At 51.1% G+C, this 25,852-nt stretch carries 22 protein-coding genes; 11 read left to right on the plus strand and 11 right to left on the minus strand.

From position 1 onward, the window contains the following. Window positions 1–321: 321 nt before the first annotated feature. From OGX96_RS17215 to nifJ, 5 genes are all read right to left on the minus strand, one after another. Window positions 322–579 carry a hypothetical protein gene (locus tag OGX96_RS17215; RefSeq protein ID WP_128853130.1) on the minus strand — a complete coding sequence of 86 codons (258 nt, stop codon included), beginning with the start codon at window positions 577–579 and terminating at the stop codon, window positions 322–324. A gap of 163 nt (window positions 580–742) precedes the next feature. Beyond that, the gene (gene uspF, locus OGX96_RS17220; RefSeq protein ID WP_003833207.1) at window positions 743–1,177 is read right to left on the minus strand and encodes a universal stress protein UspF; all 435 of its coding nucleotides are present in this window, start codon (window positions 1,175–1,177) and stop codon (window positions 743–745) included. A gap of 81 nt (window positions 1,178–1,258) precedes the next feature. After that, on the minus strand, window positions 1,259–1,471 hold the full coding sequence (locus tag OGX96_RS17225; RefSeq protein ID WP_048216297.1) for a KTSC domain-containing protein: 213 nt from the start codon (window positions 1,469–1,471) through the stop codon (window positions 1,259–1,261). Window positions 1,472–1,618: 147 nt separating this feature from the next. Next, complete coding sequence (gene ompC, locus OGX96_RS17230; RefSeq protein ID WP_167819979.1) at window positions 1,619–2,746, minus strand: porin OmpC; 1,128 nt, start codon at window positions 2,744–2,746, stop codon at window positions 1,619–1,621. A 368-nt stretch (window positions 2,747–3,114) separates the two neighbouring features. Next, complete coding sequence (gene nifJ, locus OGX96_RS17235) at window positions 3,115–6,639, minus strand: pyruvate:ferredoxin (flavodoxin) oxidoreductase (RefSeq protein ID WP_198802302.1); 3,525 nt, start codon at window positions 6,637–6,639, stop codon at window positions 3,115–3,117. 275 nt (window positions 6,640–6,914) lie between these two features. Between nifJ and OGX96_RS17240 the strand changes: the two genes are divergently transcribed. Then, window positions 6,915–7,181, plus strand: a complete 267-nt coding sequence (locus OGX96_RS17240; RefSeq protein ID WP_003833199.1) for a putative hemolysin — start codon at window positions 6,915–6,917, stop codon at window positions 7,179–7,181. Window positions 7,182–7,194: 13 nt separating this feature from the next. Here OGX96_RS17240 and hslJ read toward each other — a convergent pair whose 3' ends face one another. After that, window positions 7,195–7,614 carry a heat shock protein HslJ gene (gene hslJ / locus OGX96_RS17245; RefSeq protein ID WP_198802300.1) on the minus strand — a complete coding sequence of 140 codons (420 nt, stop codon included), beginning with the start codon at window positions 7,612–7,614 and terminating at the stop codon, window positions 7,195–7,197. 112 nt (window positions 7,615–7,726) lie between these two features. Then, window positions 7,727–8,716 carry a 2-hydroxyacid dehydrogenase gene (locus OGX96_RS17250; RefSeq protein ID WP_003833196.1) on the minus strand — a complete coding sequence of 330 codons (990 nt, stop codon included), beginning with the start codon at window positions 8,714–8,716 and terminating at the stop codon, window positions 7,727–7,729. Between the two features lie 616 nt (window positions 8,717–9,332). On the opposite strand from OGX96_RS17250, the gene OGX96_RS17255 reads away from it, so the two are divergent. The 4 genes from OGX96_RS17255 to OGX96_RS17270 all read left to right on the plus strand — a co-directional run bounded on the left by OGX96_RS17255 (window position 9,333) and on the right by OGX96_RS17270 (window position 12,810). Further along, the gene (locus OGX96_RS17255) at window positions 9,333–11,972 is read left to right on the plus strand and encodes a YdbH family protein (RefSeq protein WP_198802298.1); all 2,640 of its coding nucleotides are present in this window, start codon (window positions 9,333–9,335) and stop codon (window positions 11,970–11,972) included. Next, window positions 11,969–12,160 carry a YnbE family lipoprotein gene (locus OGX96_RS17260; RefSeq protein ID WP_008784882.1) on the plus strand — a complete coding sequence of 64 codons (192 nt, stop codon included), beginning with the start codon at window positions 11,969–11,971 and terminating at the stop codon, window positions 12,158–12,160. Before OGX96_RS17255 ends, OGX96_RS17260 begins: the two co-directional genes overlap by 4 nt. Window positions 12,161–12,167: 7 nt before the next feature. Further along, window positions 12,168–12,494, plus strand: a complete 327-nt coding sequence (locus OGX96_RS17265; RefSeq protein ID WP_111465513.1) for a YdbL family probable chaperone protein — start codon at window positions 12,168–12,170, stop codon at window positions 12,492–12,494. A gap of 124 nt (window positions 12,495–12,618) precedes the next feature. Next, window positions 12,619–12,810 carry a hypothetical protein gene (locus OGX96_RS17270; protein WP_008784880.1) on the plus strand — a complete coding sequence of 64 codons (192 nt, stop codon included), beginning with the start codon at window positions 12,619–12,621 and terminating at the stop codon, window positions 12,808–12,810. A gap of 43 nt (window positions 12,811–12,853) precedes the next feature. On the opposite strand, the gene azoR is transcribed toward OGX96_RS17270, so the two are convergent. After that, complete coding sequence (azoR, locus tag OGX96_RS17275) at window positions 12,854–13,459, minus strand: FMN-dependent NADH-azoreductase (RefSeq protein ID WP_003020341.1); 606 nt, start codon at window positions 13,457–13,459, stop codon at window positions 12,854–12,856. Between the two features lie 201 nt (window positions 13,460–13,660). Here azoR and hrpA point away from each other — a divergent pair, with 201 nt between their 5' ends. The 3 genes from hrpA (at window position 13,661) to aldA (ending at window position 20,079) form a co-directional block, all read left to right on the plus strand. Further along, complete coding sequence (hrpA, locus tag OGX96_RS17280) at window positions 13,661–17,563, plus strand: ATP-dependent RNA helicase HrpA (protein WP_286583703.1); 3,903 nt, start codon at window positions 13,661–13,663, stop codon at window positions 17,561–17,563. An 85-nt stretch (window positions 17,564–17,648) separates the two neighbouring features. After that, complete coding sequence (locus OGX96_RS17285) at window positions 17,649–18,440, plus strand: YdcF family protein (RefSeq protein ID WP_286583705.1); 792 nt, start codon at window positions 17,649–17,651, stop codon at window positions 18,438–18,440. Window positions 18,441–18,639: 199 nt separating this feature from the next. Continuing rightward, window positions 18,640–20,079 (plus strand): aldehyde dehydrogenase, encoded by a 1,440-nt coding sequence (aldA, locus tag OGX96_RS17290; protein WP_286583707.1) that lies wholly within the window; start codon window positions 18,640–18,642, stop codon window positions 20,077–20,079. Window positions 20,080–20,120: 41 nt separating this feature from the next. On the opposite strand, the gene OGX96_RS17295 is transcribed toward aldA, so the two are convergent. Together OGX96_RS17295 and gap are read right to left on the minus strand one after the other, a co-directional pair. After that, window positions 20,121–21,047, minus strand: a complete 927-nt coding sequence (locus OGX96_RS17295) for an alpha/beta hydrolase (RefSeq protein WP_204192504.1) — start codon at window positions 21,045–21,047, stop codon at window positions 20,121–20,123. A gap of 126 nt (window positions 21,048–21,173) precedes the next feature. Further along, complete coding sequence (gap, locus tag OGX96_RS17300) at window positions 21,174–22,175, minus strand: type I glyceraldehyde-3-phosphate dehydrogenase (RefSeq protein WP_008784871.1); 1,002 nt, start codon at window positions 22,173–22,175, stop codon at window positions 21,174–21,176. A 189-nt stretch (window positions 22,176–22,364) separates the two neighbouring features. Here gap and cybB point away from each other — a divergent pair, with 189 nt between their 5' ends. Beyond that, the gene (gene cybB / locus OGX96_RS17305) at window positions 22,365–22,895 is read left to right on the plus strand and encodes a cytochrome b561 (protein WP_008784870.1); all 531 of its coding nucleotides are present in this window, start codon (window positions 22,365–22,367) and stop codon (window positions 22,893–22,895) included. A 38-nt stretch (window positions 22,896–22,933) separates the two neighbouring features. Here cybB and OGX96_RS17310 read toward each other — a convergent pair whose 3' ends face one another. Then, window positions 22,934–23,860, minus strand: a complete 927-nt coding sequence (locus OGX96_RS17310) for a DMT family transporter (protein WP_048214133.1) — start codon at window positions 23,858–23,860, stop codon at window positions 22,934–22,936. 260 nt (window positions 23,861–24,120) lie between these two features. Between OGX96_RS17310 and OGX96_RS17315 the strand changes: the two genes are divergently transcribed. Together OGX96_RS17315 and OGX96_RS17320 are read left to right on the plus strand one after the other, a co-directional pair. Then, on the plus strand, window positions 24,121–24,540 hold the full coding sequence (locus OGX96_RS17315; protein WP_003833182.1) for a translesion error-prone DNA polymerase V autoproteolytic subunit: 420 nt from the start codon (window positions 24,121–24,123) through the stop codon (window positions 24,538–24,540). A gap of 2 nt (window positions 24,541–24,542) precedes the next feature. Next, window positions 24,543–25,811 (plus strand): Y-family DNA polymerase, encoded by a 1,269-nt coding sequence (locus OGX96_RS17320; RefSeq protein WP_048214134.1) that lies wholly within the window; start codon window positions 24,543–24,545, stop codon window positions 25,809–25,811. The last annotated feature ends 41 nt before the right edge of the window (window positions 25,812–25,852 follow it).

The raw sequence follows: 25,852 nt of genomic DNA on the forward strand, positions 1-25,852 counted from the left end.
TGCTCATCGCTCTTTTGCTGTATATGTATACAGTATATATACTCTGTTTTTACCTGGGTTTCAAGAGAGGACGTAATGTTGTCGCGATGTAGCGATACATCAACGCAGGAAAGCGGGAACCTTACCATCGATATTATCTGTGCATCGATCTGTCATTTAGGATACTCATGTAGGAAAGATGCGTAGAAACATAGGGTCCATTATGTAATATATCTTTTTGCGGGCCGATTTATTCTTTTTGAATATCCTCATTTAAAAAATAGTAATGATACTCTCATTGCTTAACGGGTTGTTTAAAGGGCTCCTTGCCAGGATTCTTCCTTATTGGCTAAATATTCCCCTATCTCTCGCCTGTTGGCAGGAGATATAGCCAAAATGTTTTTTATTCCCATTCTTATCGAATGCCACATAAAAAGGCATTGTCTCTGCATCTTTTCTTAAGGTGTAGTTGATGCAAGTCCCATTGATTTCCGGAATATTTATCTCACTATCTGGTTTTCCACCTGCGGCATAAACTGTAGATTTTGTCGCATTAGGGGCGTAGGTTGCTGGCACAAGTGGATCATTATCAAATTTCATAAAACTGAAACTACAGGCGCTTAATAAAGGAACAAGTAAGTTTGCCTTTTGCGGCAACGTGCTGAATGTTCTGGCGGGAAAAATGTCAGCACATTTAGGACAGGAATCGTGGGGGATAAGGCGTAGAAACAAAAAGCCCGCAACGATGTGCGGGCCAGACAGCTTAGCGGACTACCAGTACCGAACACTCCGCGTGACGCACTACAGCCGCGGCGTTAGAGCCCAGCAGGTAGGTGGTGATGTCAGGTCGGTGTGAGGCAATAATGACCATATCAGCCGGTAATTTTTTAGCGATCTCCAGAATCTTGTCTTTCGGCGCACCTTCTGCGACATGAACGTGCACTCTGTCCGTTGGGATATTGAACTTCTTGATAATCTCTTCCAGTTGAGATTTCGCTTCGGCTTTCAGATCGTCCATGGCCGGTAACTCTGCCGAGTAGGCCAGTCCCAGGGAAGCGTAATAGGGCAATGACGGAATGACGGTCAAAAAATGAACCTGCGCATCGTCAATCTTTGCTTCTGCTTCAACATGGGCAATAACGCGTTGAGTTAATTCTGAGTCTGAAATATCGATGGGTACAAGAATCGTTCTGTTCATAAAACCTCCTGTTTAAGTATCCACCTAAAGCTTACCGCGTAATGGCACTTTATGTACAATGACAACGATCACATTTTGGCATCACTTTATTTTGATTTCAGGAAATTTGCCTTTTATTACCCCATCGTAAAATCGGCCTTTAGAGACCACGATCAGGAAATCACGAAAAATACGGGCAGGGACCTGCTGATATTGCAGAGTAGTCAACTGGTGAAAGCGAATTTCTAGCGTGCAAGAGGATTCGTCATAGCCGACGGATGCAATACGGGATGATTTTACAGGATGATGATTCATTGCAGGTATCCTCTACTACAGACCTTAATGCAAGATATCATCTATCAGAGATGTGTTTTAACGCAACAGATATAATGTTTCGAATGAGATAAAACACAGTTACATAGAGAATAAGGATAGCCCGCCGTTGCCAGCGGGCTGACAAACTTAGAACTGGTAAACCAGACCTACAGCAACTACGTCATCAGTAGAGATGTTTTTGTTGGTGTAGAAGCTATCGTCTTCATCCAGCAGGTTGATTTTGTAATCAACGTAGGTAGACATGTTTTTGTTGAAGTAGTAAGTCGCACCGATGTCTGCGTATTTAACCAGATCTTTGTCGCCGTCAGATCCGTTAGCGCCCAGGTCCTGACCTTTAGACATCAGGAAGGAAACGGACGGACGCAGACCAAAGTCGAACTGGTACTGTGCAGTTACTTCGAAGTTCTGAGTTTTGTTGGCTACGCCGCTATCACCGTATGGAGTCATGTTGCGAGTTTCTGCATACATGGTTGCCAGGTAGATGTTGTTCGCGTCGTATTTCATACCGACAGTCCAGGAATCAGCTTTGTCACCGCCAGCAACGTCGCCACCCGCAGTGGTCTGCTCGTTAGTACGGTCAGACGTGGTGTAAGCCGCACCGAAGCTTACGCCCATACCCAGATCGTAGGTAGAGGAAAGACCGAAGCCGTCACCGTTAGAGTTCTGAACGTTACGGCCAGTACCATTACCGGTACCTTCCTGGTTGTACTCGTCGCTTTTCTGCTCGTTCGCACCCTGGTACTGCAGCGCAAAGTTCAGACCGTTCACCATACCGAAGAAGTCGGTGTTGCGGTAAGTTGCCACGCCGTTCGCACGACCAGTCATGAAGTTGTCGGCTTTGGTGTAAGAGTCGCCACCGAATTCTGGCAGCATATCGGTCCAACCTTCTACGTCGTACATAACGCCGTAGTTACGACCGTAGTCGAATGAACCGTAGTCGCCGAATTTCAGACCTGCAAAGGCCAGACGAGTAAAGTTGTTGCTGCGGTTGCTTTCAGTAGTGTTGGCATTTACCTGATATTCCCACTGGCCATAGCCGGTGAGCATATCGTTAATCTGAGTTTCACCTTTGAAGCCGCCACGGAAATAAGTCTGATCGCCATCATTGCTGGCATCGTCAGAGAAGTAACGCAGACCATCAATTTTTCCGTAGAGATCTAATTTGTTACCGTCTTTATTATAAACTTCTGCAGCGTGAGCAGCACCAGCAGCTAACAGGGCAGGAATAACAAGAGCCAATACTTTTCTGTTCATTGAAATAATCCTTTAGTTTTTTTATTAACCTGTGACCACCCATGTAGGGAGTAAAAGCATGCTAAAGGAGAAGTTCCGCAAAGAGATAAATATGAATTGTTACGTCTTAAGTAAAACCTTAAACAAATAATTCTACGGAAATAGTGATAGTTTACATGAATGAGTTAATGAAAATATATATAAAATAAAAATTATACAATTGAATTTTGTTGGGCTATTCTGCGCGTGTTATATGCCTTTATTGTCACGTTTTATTTTTCGTTGGTATATTGATGACACTTATTAATTAGCCAGCGAATAAATTGACAAGCCCGAACAACTGTTCGGGCTTTTTTTTTTGGTTCCGGGCTAATACTGAGAAAAACGTATTATTCGGTACCGCTCTTTTCCGCTTTGCCTGCCAGTTGGGCCAGGAAGTCGTAGCGTTTTTGCAAATCAGCCGTCGCATCCTTCCACAGCTGTTCTGCAACTTCTGGCTGTTGGGCGTTCAGGCGGCGGAAACGCTGCTCGTTAAGCAATGTTTCGGCCAGCGCATCTGACGGTGGGCGCGAGTCGAGCGCCAGCGGCAGCTTACCTTCGTCTGCTCGGCGTGGGTCAAAGCGGTACAGCGGCCAGAATCCGGTAGCCGTGAGTTGACGCATCTGATCGTGGCTTAGCGCGAGGTCATAGCCATGCTCCTCACATGGGCTATACGCGATAATCAGCGACGGGCCGGGGTAGGATTCAGCTTCCTGGATAGCTTTGACCGTCTGATTCAACTGGGCGCCCAGAGAAATCTGTGCGACATAAACATGCCCGTACATCATCATGCTGACGCCAAGATCTTTGCGAGCCTTGCGCTTACCATGCTCACCAAACTTGGTAACCGCCCCAAGCGGCGTGGCTTTCGACGCTTGTCCACCCGTGTTGGAGTAACACTGGGTATCCAGTACCAGAATATTGACGTTCTCGGTGAGACTCAGGACGTGATCCAACCCGCCAAAACCAATATCGTAAGCCCAGCCGTCGCCGCCAATCAGCCAGATGGACTTCTCGACCAGCGCGTCGGCATCGGTTAACAGTTGCTGTGCACCTTCGACATCTTTCAGATGCTGGCGCAGCGCTGCGACTTGCTCACGGCGTACTTCTGGCGTCGCTTCAGCATGCAGGGCGTCATTCAGTTCAGACGGAATATTATCCGCAAACTGCTCCAGCAAACGCATGACGCGCACACGGTGTTGATCCACCGTCAGGCGGAAGCCCAGACCAAACTCGGCGTTATCTTCGAACAGAGAGTTTGCCCACGCAGGTCCACGACCATTGGCATCGGTCGTATATGGCGTTGAAGGGAGGTTACCGCCATAAATCGATGAACAGCCGGTCGCGTTAGCGATCAGCATGCGGTCGCCATACAGTTGCGTAAGCAGTTTGATATACGGCGTTTCACCACAACCAGAACAGGCGCCGGAATATTCAAACAGCGGAGTGATTAACTGCGAGGTACGGATATCAATGCGTTCAAGCTTGCTGCGGTCGATCTCCGGCAGATTGAGGAAGAAGTCATAGTTAACTTTTTCTTCTTCAACATGCTCAAGACGCGACATCATATTGATGGCCTTGATTTCCGGGTTTTGGCGATCTTTTGCCGGGCAAACTTCGACACACAGATTACAGCCAGTGCAATCCTCTGGTGCAACCTGCAGGACATACTTCTGACCGCGCATATCGCGTGATTTCACATCCAAAGAATGCAGACTGGCAGGGGCGTTTTCCATCGCTTCAGGTGAAACCACTTTGGCGCGGATTGCCGAATGCGGGCAAGCGGCAACGCAGTGGTTACACTGGGTACACAGTTCTTCCTTCCAGATGGGGATCTCTTCGGCGATATTGCGTTTTTCCCAACGCGTGGTGCCCATTGGCCAGGTACCGTCTGGCGGCAGCGCGGATACGGGGAGGGCATCACCCAGACCGGCGAGCATTGCCGCGGTGACGGTTTTCACGAAATCAGGTGCGGCATCAGAAACCACCGGTGGGCGGTTTGCGCTGTGCGGATCAACCGGCTGGAGTGCTACTTCGGCGACGGATTCGCGCGCCAGGGCCAGAGCCTGCCAGTTACGTTCAACAAGGTCCTGTCCTTTACTGCTGTAACTTTTCGCAATCGCCCCCTGCAATTCAGCCAACGCGCTGTCGCCGGGTAAGATTTGCGTCAAATGGAAGAAGGCCATTTGCATAACGGTGTTAATACGCGCTGCCAGACCGCATTCGCGGGCGATTTTGGCCGCATTAATCACGTAGAATCGGGCTTTCTTCTGATTCAGTACCGCCTGAACTTCCTGTGGCAGACGACCCCAGACTTCATCCACACTGTATGGCGTATTAAGCAGGAAGATACCGCCTGGTTTCAGGCGCTCGGCCATCTGATACTTATCGATAAATTGCAGCTGGTGACAGCCAACAAAATCGGCTTGTGAAACCAGATACGCTGATCGAATAGGCTGCTCGCTAACGCGCAGGTGGGAAACTGTCAGACCGCCTGCTTTTTTCGAGTCGTAGACGAAATAACCTTGCGCATACCATGGCGTCGAGTTACCAATAATTTTGATATTGTTTTTGGTGGCTGACACGCTACCGTCGCTGCCCAGCCCGTAAAACAGCGCTTCGAGCTTAGCCGTACCGGGCAGGGTGTTTTCCGGTAACTGTAGCGACAAGTTGGTGACATCATCATAGATACCGACCGTAAAGCGAGGTTTCGGCTTCGCGCTGCTCAGCTCATTAAAGACCGCCATCACGCAGTCTGGACCGAACTCTTTGGAAGAAAGGCCATAACGTCCGCCAATCACGCGCGGTAGCGTTTCTCGCTCGCCACAGTTAAAGGCTTCTGCTAACGCGGTCATTACGTCCAGATACAACGGTTCTGCCTGTGCGCCGGGTTCTTTGGTGCGATCAAGAACGGCGATGCTGCGTACGGTTTCCGGCAGCGCGCGCAGTAAATGTCTGGCAGAGAATGGACGGAACAGACGCACTTTCAGAACGCCGACTTTCTCGCCATGCGCCAGCAGTTCTTCAACGACTTCTTCGCAGGTTCCAATCGCCGATCCCATTAAGATAATGACGCGCTCAGCCTGAGGATGGCCGTAATATTCAAATGGCTGGTACTGGCGACCTGTCGCTGCGGCGAAATCGTTCATCGCCTGTTCTACATGATCGTAAACCGCGTTGTACCACGGGTTTGTTGCCTCGCGTGACTGAAAATAGGTGTCCGGGTTCGCAGACGTACCGCGAATAACCGGATGCTCAGGATTAAGCGCCCGAGCGCGATGAGCATCGATTTCCGTCTGCGGCATCAGTCCGAGGATCGTGTCGTCGGCCAGTGGCACAATTTTATTGATTTCATGGGATGTACGGAAACCATCAAAGAAATGAATAAACGGAACCCGGCTTTTCAGGGTGGCAATTTGCGAAATCAGCGCAAAGTCCTGTGCCTCCTGAACGCTGCTGGCACACAGCATCGCACATCCTGTCTGGCGCACCGCCATCACGTCGGAATGATCGCCAAAGATCGATAATGCGTGAGTTGCAATTGTACGAGCCGCAACGTGCAGTACAAACGGGGTCAACTGACCGGCCAGTTTGTACAGCGTTGGGATCATCAGCAACAGGCCCTGCGATGAGGTAAACGACGTAGAGAGCGCACCGGTCTGCAACGCGCCATGAACGGTTGCGATCGCGCCGCCTTCTGACTGCATTTCTACGACGCGAGGGGTATCCCCCCACACGTTCTTAAGCCCGTTCCCGGCCCAGGCATCTGCCTGTTCAGCCATCGTCGAACTGGGCGTAATCGGGTAGATGGCGATAACCTCGCTGGTACGAAATGCGACTGAAGCAACCGCACCATTACCGTCAATTGTGATCATACTGACACCCTTACATTGCGCAAAAAGAGGGACACGCGTAACAGCGGCGAGTCCTGGTTGTTATCCTTCTATTTTAGCAAAAGCGCTAAAGACAGATTTTCGCTTTTGTGTCCCTGGAATAAACAGAATGAATGGTTTGATCAAAGGAGCAGGCAAAAAATTGCCAGAAAATGTAAACAGTACGCATAAATGCGTATTTTGCCTCTCGACGGCGGTGTTTCCGCTGCCTATTATTTATGGCTGTGTCGTTTGGTTAATATTCAGAGGGGAGTAAGATGCGCGCAGCGTTTTGGGTAGGATGTGCCGCGTTATTATTATCGGCTTGTAGCAGCGAACCTGTTCAGCAGGCAACCGCCGCGCATGTCGCACCGGGCATGAAGGCAGCAATGTCCAGTTCAGGAGAAGCTAATTGCGCCATGATTGGCGGTTCGCTCTCTGTTGCTCGTCAACTGGATGGTTCTGCTATCGGGATGTGTGCGCTACCCAACGGCAAACGCTGTAGTGAGCAGTCGCTTGCCGCCGGAAGTTGTGGGAGCTATTAAGCCACCACGTTTCCTACATTAAATCCGCGAGTTTATACGTCAGCGTTTGTTCTGCTGTCGCCAGCGTTAACTGGTCAGCAGTCAGATCGACCTGTGCGCCTTTCTTAAACATTTCGCTGACGATCCCGTCGAGCGCGTTAAGCTGTGGATCGGCGCACATCATACGCGTCATCGCCATATCTTTTACCTTCAACTCACCGTCGGACAGCTTGCCCTGACCGCGGAATTGATTACACATCTTTCCTGATACCGTCATGTTTTCGCCAAAACTTAACTCAGGTGGGTTGTTGGTGGTGGTGACGGCTTTACCATTCACGCTTTGCAAAACGAAGCGGTGATGCTGCAACTGTTCGCGATTGACGGAAACTTTTCCATTGCTCACACAGCCAGCCATCAGCATGCTGAGCGCAATCAACGTGACAACTTTCTTCATTAAATTTCTCTACGTTTGTGACGGGAATACATTCAATATAATAATGATACTGAATGTTTTATCATCGGTGATTGTCTGAAAATGCTCCCCTGACGCCAGGGGAGCACAGGAATTAGAAGAGGGCGTTTGGACAGGTCTCGCCTTTAGAGATTTGGGCCAGATTCTGCAGCGTGGTCTCAGAAATGCTGGTTAACGCTTCTGCGGTCAGGAATGCCTGATGACCGGTAAACAGCACGTTATGGCAGGCTGACAGACGACGGAATACATCATCCTGAATGACGTCATTGGATTTATCTTCAAAGAACAGATCGCGTTCGTTCTCGTACACGTCCATACCCAGAGAACCAATTTTCTGGTTTTTCAGCGCATCGATAGCGGCTTGTGAGTCGATCAATGCACCACGACTGGTGTTAATGACCATCACGCCGTTTTTCATCTGTTCAAAGGCTTCGTGATTGAGCAGATGATAATTCTCCGGTGTTAACGGGCAATGCAGAGAGATGACATCGGACTCGGCAAACAGCGTTTTAAGATCGACATATTCAACGCCTAACTCCAGCGCAGCAGCGCTCGGGTAAGGATCGAACGCCAGCAGACGCATACCAAAACCTTTCAGGATCCGCAGCGCAGCAATACCGATTTTACCGGTACCGATCACCCCAGCGGTTTTGCCATACATAGTAAAACCGGTCAGCCCCTCAAGAGAGAAGTTGGCATCACGGGTACGCTGATAGGCGCGGTGAATTCGGCGATTCAGCGTCATCATCATGCCAATCGCATGCTCAGCGACGGCCTCTGGTGAATAAGCTGGAACACGAACCACCTGCAGACCCAGCTCTTTTGCTGCGTCGAGATCGACGTTATTGAACCCGGCACAACGCAGCGCGATGTATTTCACGCCATGCTTTTTCAGTTCTTCCAGAACGGGGCGGCTGCCATCGTCGTTGACGAAAATGCACACAGCTTCACAGCCATGGGCGGTTTTCGCTGTTTTTTCCGTCAACAGAAAGTCAAAGAATTCAAGTTCAAAACCAAAAGCCTCGTTAACCTGCTGCAGATACTTCTTGTCGTACTGTTTTGTACTATAGATGGCGAGTTTCATAAGACTTTCTCCAGTGATTTTGACGTCACATTAATCCAATTCAAATTATTTTACAAAATCTAAAAAGTTATTGATAGTCATAGGCGTAATGAATAATGTCAGCGCATCTGTTGTTAGTGTGGGCAGGTTAGGCGATTTCAACAACTGGATATTTTTCTATCCAACTCAACCCCCGAATATCGCGGCAGGTAAAAAGCCAGCCGAATCACATCCGGACAGCTACGCTTATACAGTTAGCAATTATCGGGAGGGGTTATGCTGACTCACTCTGAAGCAAAACGATGGGCCACCCTAATGCTCAAGGCGGCATTATGCGATGGTATGAAACCTGATGAGATTTCCCGGCAGGTACATCTGGTCTGCGATCATCATGGTAGGGAGTGCCTCGAAGAACTCATTGAGGAAATTCTGATAGAAGCAGGTCGTATCGGACCTAAACATAGCGATGGACAACTTAGGCCTCATTGAGTCTGAATCTTAATATCCCAGACGGCACGTGTAACAGCGTGCCTGGAAATCGGTTATCTATCCTTAATGTGGGCATATCCAGTTAAACATGCCACAATACAGGCCTAAACCGGCTTAAATTTTTGCTAAATCAGGATATTAACTACCCATGAAGGGTAAATATAAAGCCGTTCTGGCACTCCTCTTATTATTGATTCTCGTGCCGCTGACGCTAGTGATGACGCTTGGCCTGTGGGTGCCTACGTTGGTGGGTATCTGGTTACCCGTTGGAACACGCATCGCGCTGGATGAGAGCCCGCGGCTGACACGGCATGGGTTGCATATACCTGAACTCCGCTATCTTGTTGAAGATTGCCCACTAGCACGCATCACTCAGGCGGATCTGTCTCACCCCAGCCGCTGGTCGCTGAATGTCGGGACCATTGAGTTGGATTCAGCTTGCCTGGCCAAATTGCCGCAGGCAGAGCCGTCGCCAGCAGCGCCTAAAACGCTGGCTGAATGGCAGTCAATGCTGCCCAATACCTGGATTAACATCGACAAACTTATTCTTTCTCCATGGCAGGAATGGCAGGGAAAACTGTCACTCTCGCTCACTCCCGCTACTCAACAGCTGCGTTACCAGGGTGAAAAAGTTAAATTTCAGGGGCGTTTGCACGGGCAAAACCTCACGGTAACGGAGCTGGATGTTGCGGCATTTGAAGGCCAGCCGCCGGTAAAACTAGTCGGTGAATTTACTATGCCACTGGTGCCCGATGGACTACCGGTAAGCGGTCATGCGGTTGCGACGTTAAGTCTGCCGCAAGAGCCCACGCTTGTGGACGCCGAACTGGAGTGGCAAGAAAACAGCGGACAACTGATCGTCATGGCGCGTGATAATGCCGATCCGCTGCTTGACCTTCCGTGGGAAATAACACGCCAGCAACTGACCATCAGCGACGGACGCTGGAACTGGCCTTATCAGGGATTCCCGTTAAGCGGGCGGTTGGGCATAAAAGTTGAAAACTGGCAGGCCGGACTGGAAAACGCGGTGGTGAGCGGGCGTCTGAACGTTCTGACGCATGGCGACGCCGGTAAAGGAAATGCCGTATTAACGCTGGGGCCGGGTAAGCTTGGCATGGATAGTAGCGAGATGCCGCTACTGTTGACCGGTGAAGCGAAACAGGGCGATCTGATCTTCTACGCGAAATTGCCCGCCAGACTTAGCGGAAGTCTGAACGATCCACAATTGGCTTTTGAGCCAGGAGCGCTGCTGCGCTCACGTGGGCGGGTGATTGATTCGCTGGATATTGACGAGATTCGCTGGCCGCTGGCAGGCGTAAAAGTCACGCAACGTGGTGTGGATGGGCGTCTGCAGGCTATTTTACGTGCGCATGAAAACCAGATGGGGGGCTTTGAACTGCATCTGGATGGCCTGGCAAATGATTTTCTTCCTGATGCCGGTCGTTGGCAGTGGCGATATTGGGGGGAAGGCAGCTTTACGCCGATGCATGCCCGTTGGGACGTAGCGGGTAAGGGAGAATGGCATGACAACACCCTGAAGCTATTTGATCTTTCTACCGGATTTGATCATCTGCAATACGGCACGATGAAGGTGGAAAATCCGCGTCTGGTGATGGACGAACCGATAGTTTGGGTGCGGGATGCAACCAAACCGACATTTAGCGGCGCGCTGTCGCTGGACGCAGGGAACACCACCTTCACCGGGGGAAGCGTGTTACCACCATCGACGCTGAAGTTCAGCGTGGAAGGTAGCGATCCGACAATTTTCCAGTTCAAAGGCCAGCTTCACGCAGGGGCGATTGGGCCCGTACAGCTGAATGGTCGTTGGGACGGTATCCGCCTGCGCGGACAGGCATGGTGGCCAAAACAATCGCTCACCGTATTCCAACCTCTGGTTCCACCTGACTGGAAAATGAAGCTACGTGAAGGTGATCTGTATGCGCAGGTCGCGTTTTCGGCAGCCCCGGAGCAGGGCTTTGAAGCAGGCGGTCATGGGGTGTTAAAAGGCGGTAGCGCCTGGATGCCCGATAACCAAATCAACGGTGTCGATTTTGTATTGCCTTTCCGGTTCAGTGAAGGCGCATGGCAACTGGGTACGCGTGGACCTATTTCACTGCGTATTGCGGAAGTGGTGAATCAGGTGACGGTGAAGAATATCGCCGCCGATTTGCAGGGGGCGTACCCCTGGAGTGAAAACAACCCGTTACTGTTGAGCGATGTCAGTGCCGACCTGCTGGGTGGCAAAATCATCATGCAGCAACTGCGGATGCCGCAGCACGACCCGGCCTTATTGCGGGTGCAGAATATCTCTTCCAGCGAGCTTATCAGTGCGGTTAACCCCAAACAGTTCGCCATGTCTGGCCCGGTCAGTGGCGCGTTGCCATTATGGCTGGATAACGAAAAATGGATCATAAAAGACGGCTGGTTGACTAATCCAGGACCGATGACGTTGCGTATTGATAAGGACACAGCGGATGCGGTCGTCAAAGATAACATGGCGGCGGGGGCAGCCATTAACTGGCTGCGTTATATGGAAATAAGCCATTCGTGGACGAAAATAAATCTGGATAACCTCGGTGTCTTAACCATGCAGTCAACCGTGACTGGCAATAGTCGGGTAGATGGCAAAGTAGGTACGGTTAATTTGAATTATACCCACGAGGAAAACGTCTTTACGCTATGGCGCAGTTTGCGTTTTGGCGACAATTTACAGGCATGGCTTGAACAAAATGCAGCGCTGCCGGAAACCCATTGCCCGGAAGGCAAGGAATGTGAGGAACAACAATGAAAACGATAGCTGCCATGCTAGGTCTGCTGACTTCATCTCTGCTGGTAGGATGTACTCCCAGAATCGAAGTGGCTGCGCCAAAAGAGCCCATCACCATTAATATGAACGTCAAAATCGAGCATGAGATCCATATCAAAGTTGATAAAGACGTCGAAAGTTTATTGAAATCGCGCAGCGATTTGTTCTGAGGTCATGATGAGAAAACAGTTTGCAGTGGCGCTGGTCGTCCTGAGTTTACTCAGCAGCAATACGTGGGCATTGACCCTGAATGAAGCCAGAACTCAGGGGCGAGTAGGGGAAACGCTCAATGGCTATCTGGTTGCATTGAAAACCGATGCCGAAACGCAGGCGCTGGTGAGTGAGATTAATAAAGCGCGCAACGCCAGCTATCAGCAACTGGCTGAGAGCAATAATATTCCTCCAGATGAAGTGGCAAAAATGGCCGGGCAAAAGCTGGTTGCTCGTGCTAAACCGGGAGAGTATGTGCAGGGTATTAATGGTAAGTGGTTGAGAAAAGAGTAAACCGCTTTTTCACACAGCCAGAGGGACACAACGCTGGATTATTCATCGACATCGCAATAGTTGCCACACGGCATAAAATGGATGCTGATATAGTCCAACACCGGTCGCGTCGTGGGGTGAAATCATGTGGCTTCTCAAGTGGTATGTCTGGAATCGTTGGGTATTCAAACTGTTAAGCCGGGATGTCGCGGAGCCTGAACAGTTTTTGCTTCATTGTTGGGAAGAGAATCTGGCGAAATGCAGGGATTATGCAACCATCTGGCGTGATATCAATCGCATTCACGGCAAACAGATACAAATGCAGGGAAAGAAGTAAGTGTCGGAGAAACCCTCCCACCGGATGGTGAGAGGGGGAATTATCAGGCAGCTACCACGCTGTCGATAGCGGCTTTCGCATCAGACTGTGCTTTAGACGCTACTTCCGGGCCGTAAGCAATACCTTCAGCAAAGACGACATTCACGTCGGTGATGCCGATAAAGCCCAGGAATACGTTCAGGTACGGCGTGATCAGGTCGGTTGGTGTGTCTTTATGGATACCACCACGGCTGGTCAGCACCACCGCGCGTTTACCTGTCACCAGACCTTCCGGGCCTTTCTCGGTATAACGGAAAGTCACACCTGCACGGGCAATCAGGTCAAAGTAGTTTTTCAACTGCGTTGGGATGTTGAAGTTGTACATCGGCGCGGCGATAACAATCACATCATGCGCTTTCAGCTCAGCAATCAGCTCATCGGACAGCGCCAGCGCTTCTTGCTGACGCGGCGTCAGCGGTGTATCGCTCGGGCGCATCGCACCCACCAGTTCGCCATCCAGTACCGGTACAGGATTTGCAGCCAGGTCGCGGACAGTGATTTCATCAGCAGAGTGCTTTTCACGCCACTGTTCAACAAAATAATCAGACAACTGACCAGACTGAGAGTACCCTGCCAGAATACTGGATTTAAGAACTAATACCTTGCTCATGGGTGTTTCCTTTTATGTGTTTGAAGGGGTAGTGCCCCGTTGCTTGTTGACACTTTATTCACAATCCTGTCGCAGTGATAGCGCAATATATCGAATCCTATGTTCGAAATTATTGAACAACACATGAAAAGCGCCGATGTGGTACTCTATACCCATCATCTAAAAGAGATTTAACCCGGCAGAGCACTGCCTTTTAACGCTATGACAGAACAACAAAAATTAACCTTCAACATGTTGCAGCAACAGCTGGACTCACTGATGCTGCGTGACAGACAGCGTTTTGCCCGCCGCTTGCACGGTGTGAAGAAGGTTAAAAATCCTGATGCACAACAGGCCATTTACCAGGAGATGGCGAAAGAGATTGAGCTGGCAGCCGGTAAAGTTGTGCTGCGTGAAGCGGCGCGTCCGGAAATTAGCTACCCGGAAAACCTGCCCGTCAGCCAGAAAAAACAGGATATTCTGGAGGCTATTCGCGACCATCAGGTGGTGATTGTCGCCGGTGAGACCGGTTCGGGGAAAACCACCCAGTTACCCAAAATATGTATGGAACTGGGGCGCGGGGTAAAAGGGCTGATAGGCCATACCCAGCCGCGTCGTCTGGCGGCGCGCACCGTGGCGAACCGTATTGCGGAAGAGCTGCAGACCGAGCCGGGCGGCTGTATCGGTTATAAGGTTCGTTTCAGCGATCATGTCAGTGATAACACCATGGTCAAGCTGATGACGGACGGTATCCTGCTGGCAGAAATCCAACAGGATCGGCTGCTAATGCAGTACGACACCATTATCATCGATGAAGCGCATGAACGCAGTCTGAATATCGATTTTCTGCTCGGCTATCTGAAAGAACTTCTACCGCGTCGCCCGGATCTAAAAATTATCATCACTTCGGCGACCATCGATCCTGAACGTTTTTCAAAGCATTTCAATAACGCGCCGATTATCGAAGTCTCCGGCCGAACGTATCCGGTGGAAGTGCGCTATCGTCCAATTGTTGAAGATGCAGATGACACTGAGCGTGACCAACTGCAGGCAATTTTTGATGCCGTAGATGAACTGGGGCGTGAAGGGCCTGGCGACATTCTGATCTTCATGAGCGGCGAACGTGAAATTCGCGATACCGCCGATGCGCTGAATAAGCTGGATTTGCGCCATACCGAAGTGCTACCGCTGTATGCGCGTCTTTCAAACAGCGAACAGAACCGCGTGTTCCAGTCGCACAGCGGTCGCCGTATCGTGCTGGCGACCAACGTGGCGGAAACGTCGCTGACCGTTCCGGGAATCAAATACGTAATTGACCCGGGCACCGCGCGTATCAGCCGTTACAGTTACCGCACCAAAGTTCAGCGCTTGCCGATTGAACCGGTGTCGCAGGCTTCTGCTAACCAGCGTAAAGGTCGCTGCGGTCGTGTTTCGGAAGGGATCTGTATTCGTCTGTATTCCGAAGACGATTTCCTGTCGCGCCCGGAGTTTACCGACCCGGAGATCCTGCGTACCAACCTGGCATCCGTTATTTTGCAGATGACCGCGTTGGGGCTGGGCGATATCGCGGCGTTCCCGTTTGTTGAAGCGCCGGATAAGCGCAATATTCAGGACGGTGTACGCCTGCTCGAAGAGTTGGGGGCGATAACCACCGACGAACAGGCAACTGCATACAAGTTAACGCCGTTGGGCCGTCAGCTGTCGCAACTTCCGGTAGACCCACGGCTGGCGCGAATGGTGCTGGAAGCACAAAAACATGGTTGTGTGCGCGAAGCGATGATCATCACCTCAGCGCTGTCCATTCAGGATCCGCGCGAGCGCCCGATGGACAAGCAGCAAGCTTCCGACGAGAAGCACCGCCGCTTCCATGACAAAGAGTCTGATTTTCTTGCATTTGTGAACCTGTGGAACTATCTCGGCGAGCAGCAAAAAGCGCTGTCGTCAAACCAGTTCCGTCGCCAGTGCAAACTTGATTTTCTGAACTACCTGCGCGTGCGTGAGTGGCAGGATATCTACACGCAACTGCGCCAGGTGGTGAAAGAGTTGGGTATTCCGGTCAACAGCGAACCCGCTGAATATCGGGAGATCCACGTCGCGTTGCTGACCGGTTTACTGTCGCACATCGGGATGAAAGATACCGATAAACAGGAGTTTACCGGGGCGCGTAACGCTCGCTTCTCGATCTTCCCGGGTTCAGGTTTATTCAAAAAACCGCCGAAGTGGACGATGGTGGCAGAGCTGGTGGAAACCAGTCGCCTGTGGGGACGTATTGCCGCACGTATCGATCCCGAGTGGGTGGAACCAGTTGCGCAGCATCTGATCAAACGTTCATACAGCGAACCGCACTGGGAACGCGCGCAGGGTGCTGTGATGGCGACAGAAAAAGTCACTGTCTACGGCTTACCGATTGTTGCGGCCCGTAAGGTAAATTACAGCCAGATCGATCCCGCGTTGTCGCGTGAACTGTTCATTCGTCATGCGCTGGTGGAAGGCGACTGGCAAACGCGCCATGCGTTTTTCTGTGACAATCTGAAGTTACGGGCTGAAGTGGAAGAGTTAGAGCACAAATCACGCCGTCGCGACATTCTGGTCGATGATGAGACGCTGTTTGAGTTTTACGACCAACGCATCAGCCATGACGTGGTTTCTGCTCGTCACTTTGATAGCTGGTGGAAAAAGGTCAGCCGTGAAACACCGGATCTGCTCAACTTTGAAAAGAGCATGCTCATCAAAGAGGGTGCGGAGAAAATCAGTAAGCTGGATTATCCGAACTTCTGGCATCAGGGTAACCTTAAGCTGCGCCTGAGCTACCAGTTCGAACCTGGAGCCGATGCGGACGGTGTGACCGTACATATTCCACTCCCGCTGCTTAATCAGATCGAAGAGAGCGGTTTTGAATGGCAAATCCCGGGGCTGCGCCGCGAACTGGTGATTGCCCTGATTAAGTCGTTACCAAAACCGGTACGACGCAACTTTGTGCCCGCGCCGAACTATGCGGAAGCGTTTTTAGGCCGCGTCACACCGCTGGAACTGCCGCTGCTGGACTCGCTGGAGCGTGAACTGCGCCGCATGACCGGCGTTACCGTTGACCGTGAAGACTGGCACTGGGATCAGGTGCCCGATCATCTAAAAATCACCTTCCGGGTGGTGGATGATAAAAATAAGAAGCTACAGGAAGGGCGTTCGCTGCAAGATTTGAAGGATGCGCTGAAGGGTAAAGTTCAGGAAACATTGTCTGCGGTGGCCGATGACGGCATCGAACAGAGTGGGTTGCACATCTGGAGCTTCGGTCAACTTCCGGAAAGTTACGAACAAAAGCGCGGTAACTATAAGGTGAAAGCGTGGCCGGCGCTGGTCGATGAGCGTGACAGCGTTGCCATCAAACTGTTTGATAATCCGTTGGAACAACAGCAGGCGATGTGGTGCGGTTTACGCCGCCTGTTGCTGCTGAATATTCCTTCGCCAATCAAATATTTGCATGAGAAGCTGCCCAATAAAGCCAAGCTGGGGCTGTACTTTAACCCATACGGTAAAGTTCTGGATTTGATTGACGACTGTATCTCCTGCGGTGTGGATCAGTTAATTGACGCCAACGGTGGCCCGGTGTGGACTGAAGAAGGCTTTACCGCGCTGCATGAGAAAGTGCGGGCTGAACTGAACGATACGGTGGTGGAGATTGCGAAGCAGGTCGAACAGATCCTGACCGCAGTGTTTAATATCAATAAACGTCTGAAAGGGCGCGTGGATATGACCATGGCGCTGGGTCTCGCGGATATCAAATCGCAAATGGGCGGACTGGTGTATCGCGGGTTTGTTACCGGCAATGGTTTCAAACGCTTGGGCGATACGTTGCGTTATTTGCAGGCTATTGAAAAACGTCTGGAAAAACTGGCTATCGATCCGCACCGTGACCGTGCACAGATGCTGAAAGTGGACAGTGTGCAGCAGGCCTGGCAGCAGTGGTTCAATAAACTGCCTCCCGCGCGCCGTCAAGATGCCGATGTCAAAGAGATCCGCTGGATGATAGAAGAGCTGCGCGTCAGCTATTTTGCCCAGCAGCTTGGTACGCCGTATCCGATCTCCGATAAACGTATTCTGCAGGCGATGGAGCAGATTTCGGGATAAATCGGTGCAGGACCGTAGGCCGGATGAGGCGTAGCCGCCATCCGGCATCTGTACCCGGTAAAGATAAACACCAGGAGTCATCAATATGAGTCAGTTTCCGACACTTTCCGCAACCACCCTTGCGGCTATCAATACCGTAGGGCGATGGCTGGCGCAGAATGATTTTACGGGGAATATCACCGTTCAGTCAGATTGCGTGATTCTGGCAGGAAACGCGGTTATTCCTACCATCGACGCCGCCTGTCGGATCGCGAAAGAGCAACAGGTTCCCTTGCTGATTAGCGGTGGCATCGGTCATTCCACGCGCTTTCTGTATGATGCGATTGCCCAGCATCCGCGTTATAACATCATTCGTACTACCGGACGCGCGGAAGCGGCGATCCTTGCCGATATTGCTCACCAGTTCTGGCAAATTCCGGGTGAGAAAATTTGGGTGGAAGATCAGTCGACAAACTGCGGTGAGAATGCCCGGTTTAGCTGTGCATTACTGAATCAGGCGGCAGAAAGTATTCATACCGTCATAGTGGTGCAGGATCCCACGATGCAACGCCGCACAATGGCTACGTTTCAGCGTGTCACCCGCGATGAACCGCATGCGCCGCGCTGGTTGAGTTTCCCTGGTTTCATTCCTGAACTGGCCCAACAGCACAACGGCGTGGATTTTGTGCCCGCCGCAGAAGGTCTGTGGTTGGTAGAACGCTATCTTTCTCTCATTACTGGTGAACTTCCGCGCCTGCGTGATGATGCAACCGGCTACGGGCCCTGTGGACACGATTTTATCGTACATGTCGATATCCCCCAGGACGTCGAGCAAGCCTGGCAGCAGCTAAAAAATGATACCGCGCTGACCGACTTACTGGAGAGCCGTTCTCTGTAATTCTTGCTGCCCGTTTGTCGGCGTTTTACGGCAAACGGGCAGAAATCCCACCTAGTTTTTCTCTTCATTCTTACTTTTCCAGACGCTTTTATGAAGCAGTTCACAGAACCGCCACTCCAGCGATAATGCGTCATGCATGATTGATATTAATTAACAATAGTTTTACTTGTTAAAAACAAATCAATCACAGGAGAGCCGCATGTCAGTACCCGTACAACATCCTATGTATATCGATGGGCAGTTTGTGACCTGGCACGATGACGCCTGGATTGATGTCGTCAATCCGGCCACGGAAGAGATTATCTCGCGTATTCCCGATGGGCGTGCCGAAGACGCGCGTAAAGCGATCGATGCCGCGGATCGCGCTCAGCCGCAATGGGAAGCGTTTCCTGCCATTGAACGGGCAAACTGGTTACGCAAAATTTCTGCAGGTATCCGCCAGCGAGCCGATGAAATCAGCGCGTTGATTGTGGCGGAAGGTGGAAAAATTCAACAACTGGCTGACGTTGAAGTCGCGTTTACCGCCGACTATATCGATTACATGGCGGAGTGGGCGCGTCGCTATGAAGGCGAGATCCTGCAAAGCGATCGTCCGGGTGAGAATATCCTGCTGTTTAAGCGTGCACTGGGCGTGACGACGGGCATTCTGCCGTGGAACTTCCCGTTTTTCCTGATTGCCCGCAAACTGGCTCCCGCCTTGCTGACGGGAAATACCATTGTCGTTAAGCCGAGTGAATTCACACCGAATAACGCCATCGCCTTTGCCAAAATTGTTGATGACATTGGTTTACCGCGCGGGGTCTTTAACCTGGTGCTGGGACGCGGTGAAACGGTCGGTCAGGAGCTGGCCGGAAACCCGAAGGTCGCCATGGTGAGCATGACCGGTAGCGTCGGTGCAGGTGAGAAAATTATGGCCGCAGCGGCCAAAAACATCACCAAAGTTTGTCTGGAGTTGGGTGGCAAGGCCCCAGCTATCGTGATGGACGATGCTGACCTTGAGCTGGCGGTGAAGGCTATTGTTGACTCGCGGGTGATCAATACCGGACAGGTATGCAACTGTGCCGAGCGCGTATACGTTCAGAAAGGTATCTATGACCAGTTCGTTAATCGTCTGGGTGAGGCGATGAAAGCCGTGCAGTTTGGCAATCCGGCCGAACGCAATGACATTGCGATGGGGCCGCTGATTAATGCCGCTGCGCTGGCGCGTGTAGAGCAAAAAGTCGAGCGAGCGGAGCAGGAAGGCGCCCGTGTGGTGCTGGGTGGTAAAGCCATTGCCGGTAAAGGTTATTACTATCCGCCGACGTTACTGTTAGACGTGCGCCAGGATATGGCGATTATGCACGAGGAGACGTTTGGTCCGGTGCTGCCGGTGGTGGCATTTGATACGCTGGAACAGGCGCTGACGATGGCCAATGACAGCGACTACGGACTGACCTCATCGATCTATACGCAGAATCTGAATACGGCAATGAAGGCGATTAAGGGGCTGAAGTTTGGCGAAACCTATATTAATCGCGAAAACTTCGAGGCGATGCAGGGCTTCCACGCTGGCTGGCGCAAGTCCGGGATTGGCGGGGCAGATGGTAAACACGGTCTGAATGAATACCTGCAAACACAGGTAGTGTATTTGCAGTCTTAAGTTTTTCGCCGGGTGAGCCTGTACGCCACCCGGCGCAATTCTCACACTTTGGTGGCGATCCAGTTCATCATCATTTCCGGCCAGATGGCCAGCGGTAACCCTTGCGCATCGCGAATACCAAATCCGTGCTTACCGCGTTCAAACAGATGCATTTCGACCGGAACGCCCAGCCCACGTAGCGCATTAAAGAAAACCAGGCTGTTTTCTACTTTCACCGCCGGATCGTCGATGGCGTGTAGCAGGAATGTCGGCGGTGTCGTGTTATCCACTCGCTCTTCCAGAGAATAGTGGCGCAGATCTTCCTTTTCGGGCGTAGCGCCAACCAGCTCAAGACGAGAGCCCGGGTGGCCGATGTCTTCACGCAGAGTAATCACCGGGTAGACCAACGCCATGAACGCAGGACGCGTTGGTTGCTCGTCTATGCTATCAATCGGTGTATAAACCGGTTCGGCAAACCGGGTTCCCAGACTGGCGGCTACGTGACCACCGGAAGAGAAGCCCAACACACCGATACGATCAGGGTTAATTTTCCATTCATGGGCGTTGGCGCGAATGTAGCGCATGGCGCGCTGGGCATCGGCCAGCGGCGCGTTTGCACCTTCCTCATGGCCATCACCCGGCATGCGGTAGGTCATCACAAACAGGGTATAACCGCGGGCGTTAAAGAATGGTGCCAGTACGCTGCCTTCTTTATCCATCACCACGCGACGGTAAGAACCTCCCGGTGTAACAAGGATCCCTACGCCGTTAGGTTTTTCGGGGGCATAAACGGTAATTTCCGGGGCGCGAATACCGGTGACAGCACGATCATACTGAGATGTTCCTGTATGTCGGGGTTCTGGCGTAAAGACCGCATCGCTGTTTTTTGCTCCGGGGGCTTCACTCTGCGGCCAGAATGAGACGGTGGTTGCGTGGGCAACGGCTTGCTCCATCATGTTTTCTAACGTTTCACGACTCAGTGCTTCCATTACTATGCTCCCTCAGTGGCAAAGGTTAGCTATAGCACAGTCAGTGAATTGAAAACGGGGAGAGACTCACAACGTATTGAATTCGCGGGAAATGAAAGAGGGCGGAGGCAGGCCTCCGCCAGAACATTAGAGCTTGATAAATTTATCCAGCGTACGAATAAGCTGGGTGACAAAACCGTATTCGTTATCGTACCAGGCGACGGTTTTTACCAGTTGCAGATCGCCCACTTCGGTAATCTCGGTTTGTGTTGCATCAAATACCGAACCGAAATGCGAGCCAATGACATCTGACGAGACGATTTCCTCGTCGGTATAACCAAACGACTCATTATTTTGCGTGGCTTTTTTCAGCGCGTTGTTGACCTCTTCAGCAGTGACTTTTTTCCCCAATATCGATACCAGTTCCGTGACAGATCCTGTTTTCACCGGAACACGCTGGGCATGGCCTTTTAATTTTCCGCTCAACGCCGGAATAACCAGACCAATGGCCTTGGCGGCACCAGTGGTATGGGGAATGATGTTCTCTGCTGCTGCCCGCGAGGCGCGCAGATCTTTCCCGCGTGGACCATCAACCAGCGACTGCGTTCCCGTGTAGGCGTGGATGGTGGTCATAGTGCCAAGCTGAATACCGAAGCTATCGTGCAGCGCTTTCGCCATCGGTGCCAGGCAGTTGGTGGTGCACGATGCGACCGAGATAATCCGATCGTTCGCATCCATTGTGTCGTCGTTGACGTTAAAGACAATGGTCTTCATGTCGCCAGCCGGGGCGGATATCAGCACTTTTTTGGCACCTGCATCCAGGTGCGCGTTGGCTTTTTCTGTCGAGGTATAAAAACCGGTGCATTCGATGATTATCTCAGCGCCAGTGGTTTTCCACGGGATATTTTTGGCCTCTTTTTCTGCGTAGACTGCGATTTTTTTACCGTCGACAATCAGCGCGTCTTCGGTAAAGTCGATGCTCCAGGGAAACGGGCCGTAGTTTGAATCGTGCTTTAACAGATAGGCGAGAATTTTGGGCGAGGTGAGGTCATTAATGGCCACAACCTCCACATTGCTTTTGACTTCCAGTAGCCGACGCAATACCAGACGACCGATACGACCAAAACCGTTAATGCCAATTTTACTCATGGTTTTCTCCTGTCAGGATGAGGCGGTACGACATATTTTCCTTACCAGGCTTAGTCCAGACAGGCATCCTCGGCAATAGCGGTTCTTGCTGTTAAGCGTAAGCGACTGAAAATGGGTGAACAAAAGTTAATGAATTTTTAACAAAAGCCCGTTATGTTGACGCATTATTGTTTTTATTCAGGAAGTGTTATGGGGAATAAGTATTCTGGCCTGCAAATCGGTATTCACTGGCTGGTCTTTTTGTTAGTTATTGTGGCCTATAGCGCCATGGAGTTTCGCGGATTTTTCCCGCGCAGCTATCGTCCCTTATTCAACATGGTGCACGTATCCTGTGGTATCACGATATTAACGCTGATGGTGGCGCGTCTGCTGGTCAGGCTGAAATATCCGGCACCGCCGATTGTGCCAAAACCAAAGCCAATGATGACCGGCATGGCGCATCTGGGGCATCTGGTTATCTATCTGTTGTTTATTGTGCTGCCTATTATTGGGCTGGTGATGATGTACAACCGGGGTAATCCGTGGATTGCATTCGGCATCGTTATGCCGCATGCGGCGGAGGCTAACTTTGATTTAGTGGATATGCTGAAGTCCTGGCACGTGACGCTGGCAAACCTGGGTTATTTTGTTATTGGTCTGCATGCCGTTGCCGCCCTGATGCATCACTATTTCTGGAAGGATAATACGCTGTTGCGCATGATGCCGCGTAAACGCTCCTGAGGTAACGCCCCGCAAATGCGGGGCATTTTTTTAGCCGATTAATTTTCGCAGGGTGGTGCTTTTCGTACGCTTTGAACCTGGGAGACGCGTTTTTTCAGGCTGACGATAGCCAGCGCAACAACAATCAGCACAATACCGCAGCCTTCAACAACGCCAGGTTCTTCACCCAGCAACCACCAGGAAAACAGAACGCCACAGACAGGTACCGCCAGCGTACTTAAGCTGGCAATACTGGCTGGTAAGTTACGCAACACAAACAGCCATAAACTCCATGCCAGCGCCGTCGCCAGCACGGCGCTATAAGCTAATGCCCAGAAAACGACAGGTTGCCAGTCTGGATCTCGCTGTGGAACCAGCCAGGCCACCAGGCTCATCACCAGCGCGGCATACAGCATCTGCCATGCGGTCAACGCTAACAGATCGATATTCGGATGGCGGGTATACATTCGCTTGGCGACAATCGCGCTCGCCCCCCAACTGATCCCAGAAAGGATCGCCAGTAGCGCGCTCTGCATTGAGGCAAAGTTCAGTTGCCATGGCTGTAAAACCAGCAATAATCCCGCAGCTGCCACGGCAATGGCGAAATACTGTAAACGCCGCATGCGTTCACCGAGGAAAATGGCGGCCATAATCACCACCCAGAATGGCATGGTATAACTCAGTATGGCTACTTTACCTGCACCGCCGCTGACTAGCGCCCATTGTGATAATCCAACCATGCCGCATGTTTGTAGTAAGGCGATCGCTAACGTATAGCCGAAAGGTGTCGGGCGCATTCCTCGGCCACGCAGTAACAGAACGATGAATAACAATAATGCGCCAAAAGAACAGCGTAGTGCGGTAAAGTCGAACGCGCCGATGTAGTGCGTGACCTGTTTCATCGCGATCCAGCTGTAGCTCCAGATGAGCGTTAAGGTGATGAGGCCGCCAATGGCCAGCGGATGGCTTTTCCCTGCGGTGGTCATAATGTGTCCGTTTTAATGATTTTAGTACGCCACTATACGCGCTTTCAGGGCGCCGTAGTCGTTATCATTCCGGCTGAGTACATGTCGCGAAAATTTGTACTTTCCTCTGTGGAATAAAACCGAAAATTATTTTTCCAGATAGCATAAACGCTTACCGGCAAGATGGTTAAACAACGCTCAGTTCGCCACGTCTGTCACTTGATCACTGTCCTCATTAAAACTACTGTATATAAATACAGTCATATGAGAGGCAGATTATTATGTTGTTTTTCCAGCCAGTAGAACACCCCGAAATCAAACACTTCCCGCTATTTAGCGATCTCGTGCCCTGCGGTTTTCCTTCTCCTGCGCAGGATTACGTTGAGAAACGTATCGATCTTAACGACCTGTTGGTGCAGCATCCCAGCGCAACCTATTTTGTTAAATCGTCTGGCGACTCCATGATGGGGGCAGGGATCGGTGCTGGCGACTTGCTGGTAGTCGACAGTGCCAGAAAAGCGGCCCACGGAGACATTGTGATTGCTGCTATTGAAGGCGAATTCACCGTTAAGCGCCTGCAATTGCATCCGGTGGTGATGCTGAAGCCAGAGAACAGCGCCTACGCGCCGATCATGATCGGCAGCGAGGACACACTGGATATATTTGGTGTGGTGACATTTATCATTAAATCCGCGGGCTGATTATGTTTGCGCTGGTGGATGTTAATTCGTTTTATGCCAGTTGTGAATCGGCATTCCGACCGGACCTGAAAGGTAAACCCGTTGTTGTTCTTTCAAATAATGATGGTTGTGTCATTGCCAGCAGCGCGGAAGCGAAGGCGCTTGGCGTCAATATGGGAGCACCATACTTCAAACAGAAAGATCTGTTCAGGCGCTGCGGCGTGTTCTGCTTTAGTTCGAACTACGAGCTGTATGCGGATATGAGCAGCAGGGTAATGTCGATTCTGGAGGAGCTGTCTCCGCGCGTGGAAATGTACAGTATCGATGAAGCCTTTTGTGATTTAACCGGCGTGCGAAACTGCAGGGATCTTACAGATTTTGGTCGTGAAATCAGAGAAACCATTTTACAGAAAACACGCCTCACGGTTGGGGTCGGTATCGCCCAGACCAAAACCCTGGCCAAGCTGGCGAACCATGCTGCCAAAAAGTGGCAGGAACAGACTGACGGGGTGGTGGATCTCTCGAATATTGAGCGTCAGCGTAAGCTGATGGCTGCGCTCCCGGTTGATGAAGTCTGGGGTGTCGGACGCCGTATCAGTAAAAAACTGGACGCCATGGGTATTAAAACAGTATGCGACCTGGCGGATACCGATATTCGCTTTATCCGCAAACATTTCAACGTTGTGCTTGAGCGCACTGTGCGGGAATTGCGCGGTGAACCGTGCCTGGCGTTGGAAGAGTTTGCGCCAGTTAAGCAGGAGATCATTTGTTCAAGATCGTTTGGTGAAAAACTCACGGATTACAATGCGATGAGAGAGGCTATTTGTACCTATGCTGCACGTGCTGCGGAAAAATTACGCAGAGAGCACCAGTTCTGCCGGTTTATCTCTACGTTTATCAAAACCAGCCCATTTTCTCTGAATGAACCGTATTACGGTAACAGCGCATCGATAAAACTGCTGACACCAACCCAGGATAGTCGGGAAATTATAAGGGCGGCCACACGTAGCCTGGACGCAATATGGCGGGAGGGGCTGCGTTATCAAAAAGCAGGGGTCATGCTGGGCGATTTTTTTAGTTCTGGCGTTGCGCAGTTGAATCTGTTTGATGACAACGCCCCACGGCATAACAGCGATAAGCTGATGGCCGTTCTGGATACACTCAATGCTGAAAAGGGTAAAGGAACACTCTATTTTGCCGGGCAAGGTATACAACAACCGTGGGCGATGAAGCGAGATATGCTTTCACCACGTTATACAACGAGATATAGCGATTTACTGCGGGTGGGATAGCTATTGTTATCGTAAATAAGCGTCCAGAGCGATTCTAAAAC

This window comes from Citrobacter sp. Cpo100 (genome assembly GCF_030332595.1).
GTDB lineage: Bacteria > Pseudomonadota > Gammaproteobacteria > Enterobacterales > Enterobacteriaceae > Citrobacter > Citrobacter portucalensis.